The sequence below is a fragment of the Mesorhizobium sp. M7A.F.Ca.CA.004.12.1.1 genome (assembly GCF_003997835.1).
Classification (GTDB): Bacteria; Pseudomonadota; Alphaproteobacteria; order Rhizobiales; family Rhizobiaceae; genus Mesorhizobium.
The window spans coordinates 1-2694 of sequence record NZ_RZRK01000818.1 but is presented as its reverse complement, the minus strand read 5'-3'; the positions used below and the strand labels follow the sequence as shown (position 1 = coordinate 2694).

Annotated in this window: 2 protein-coding genes; one reads left to right on the top strand and one right to left on the bottom strand. The window is 65.4% G+C overall.

From position 1 onward, the window contains the following. Positions 1 to 1874 (bottom strand): PAS domain-containing protein (locus EN984_RS30120; protein ID WP_127384178.1); only part of this gene is annotated, 1874 nt, incomplete at its 3' end. 223 nt (positions 1875 to 2097) lie between these two features. Between EN984_RS30120 and EN984_RS30115 the strand changes: the two genes are divergently transcribed. Next, positions 2098 to 2694, top strand: a 597-nt coding sequence (locus tag EN984_RS30115) for a flagellar biosynthetic protein FliO (RefSeq protein ID WP_127384177.1), incomplete at its 3' end; no start/stop codon positions are given.

Below are 2694 nucleotides of genomic sequence, written 5' to 3'. Positions count from 1 at the left end.
GCCTTGCACTCCTCGGCGGTCACATTGCGGGTGCGCACGGTGAGATCGCCGCCCGCCGGCATTGCGTCGCGCGCGTTGACCGCAAGGTTGACGACCACCTGCTCGAACTGCCCGATATCGACCTTGACCGGCCACAGGTCGCGGCCATGGTCGACCTTCAGCTTGATGTCGTTGCCGACCAGGCGGGCGAGCAGCATCCTGAGATCGGCGAGCACGTCGGTCAGGTTGAGCACTTCCGGCCGCAATGTCTGCTTGCGTGAGAAGGCCAGAAGCTGCCGCACCAGCGAAGCCGCCCGGTTGGCGTTCTGCTTGATGTTCATGATGTCGGGGAAGGAGGGGTCCGACGGACGGTGGTTGGTCAACAAAAGGTCGGACGCCATGATGATGGCGGTCAGCACATTGTTGAAATCATGCGCGATGCCGCCGGCAAGCTGGCCGACCGCCTGCATCTTCTGGCTCTGCGCCATCTGCCCTTCGAGCGCCTTCTGCTCCGTCGTCTCGACGGCGTAGACGATGGCCGACTCCTCGGCGCCCTCGCCACCGGTGCCGTCGGCGACGGCGTTGACGTAGAAGCGGATGTGCCGTTCGTCGTTGCCGGGCAAAAGCGTGTCGATCGGCTCGATGTCGGCCTGCCGCTGCTGCGCTTTCTCGAAGGCAGCCGCGAAGGCCGGCCGGTCGCGTTCGTGGATCACCGTGTCGAGCCTTACGCGACGGTCGACGGCGTCGCGATCGACGACAGACGAAAACAGCGACAGGAACGGCGCATTGGTGCGCAGGATGCGCCCATTGTGGTCGACGCCGGCGATCGCCATCGGTGTCGAGTTGAAGAAGCGGGTGAAGCGCACTTCCGAAGCCCGCAAATCGGCAGAGGCATCCTCGCCTTGCGTGCGGTTGAGCACGATCGTGCGTGTCGGCCCGTTCAATCCTTCGCGGCTGGCCGAAACACGGTGCATGAAGCGCACCGGCAGCGCTTCGCCCGTCGTGGTCGTCAGGTCGAGATCGATCACCGCGTTGCGTGTGGTGCCGGGGTCGGCCTTGACCGAGCGGACCAGCGCCATGCCGTCGCCGGCCACGATCTCCGACAGAGACACGGCGCCGGGCGTGAAGCTGGTGAGGTCGATGCCCAGCCATTCGGCGAGCGTGGCGTTGATATAGGTGACGCGGCCCTCCTGGTCGGCCGAAAAGAAGCCGGCCGGCGCGTGGTCGAGGTGATCGATCGCCTTCTGCAGGTCGAGGAAGAAGCGCTCCTGCTCGGCCCGCTCCTGCGAGATGTCGGCAAGCTGCCAGGCCAGCATCGGCAGCCGCTGGCCTGGAACGCTGAAGGCGCGGGCGCGGGCCCGGTACCAGCGGGCGCCAGGCTCGGCACCGGGCCGAATGGACTGTGCGAGCCTAAACTCGCCGTCGCCCGACTGGCCGTCGCGCAGGCCGGACGCCAGGCGATAGATCGTCACCGAGGCTTCGGGGACATCCGAGAGCAATCCCTCGACGGTCTTCAGGTCGGCAGCGGACGATGCTCCGGTCATATCCGCATAGGCGCGATTGGCGTAGACGACGCGGCCCTTGGTGTCGGTGACGAGAAGCCCCTGCGACATCGAATCGACGAAGGATTTCGACAGTTCGTCGCCTGTCGAGCGTGGCGTGACCTGCACGAAGCCGATCGCCGTCGCGAACAGGAAGCCGACGCCGATCATCGCCAGCACGCCGAGCATGCCGAGCAGGAAAGGATCGCCGAGGCGCTCGCGGAAAAGCCCGAAGACGATCGCCGCCCCCGTCAGAACGACGATGAAAATGATAAGCCGGGTGACCGCGCCGGGTCGCGTATTCTGGTCGACGATCGGTACCGGATAGAAATCGCCGCGCGCTTCCTTGGCCATGTGCCCCCTGCTCGTGAATTCCGGTGTTCCGACACCCGCCCCTAGCGGGTTGAATCACATTCTCCTAGTCCGGAAAAGGCCTGGGCGGCAAATGTCGGATAAAAATGATGTCTTCCGGGCTTCGGAGTTTTTCTAGCTGTTCACCGGCGTGAAACGCAACTTGCGGTGGCCCGCTGCAACGGTCTAGTGTCTCGTCACTTCCAAGGGCGATCAGGGGAACCCAATGCAATGGCTCGATAGCGTGGCAGGTCCCGGTTATGCCGCAGCATTGTTGTGGACGTTTGCAGCGCTTGTCCTGCTGGTCATCGTTCTCGTCATCATAAAGCTGGTGCGCAACCTGACATTCGGAACCTTCGTCGCCGGTGGCCGGAACCGCAAGACGCGACTGGCCGTCATGGATGCCACCGCCGTCGACAGCCATCGCAGGTTGGTGCTGATACGCCGTGACGATATCGAGCACCTGCTTCTGATCGGCGGCCCGACTGACGTCGTCGTCGAGCGCGATATCCGACTTTCGGCGCTACGCCGGCCGGCATTGACTGGAGACGGTGGCTTGCAGCCGGTCCCGGCCACCGCGGCCCCGGCAGCAACAAGGCCACGTCCGCCGCAACCCGCTCCGCCGCCGGCGAGACAGGCACCCGCTCCACAGCCGGTGAACACGACGCCCGCCCGCCCGCGTCCAACAGCGCCGCCGGCACCTGCAACGAAGCCGGCAACGCAAAGCTATCAGCCGACCAATGTCACGCCGTTGCCGGCCTACGGCTCCGCCAATGCCAACACCGCCCGGCACGCCCCGCCACCACCGCAGCCGGTGCAGGAC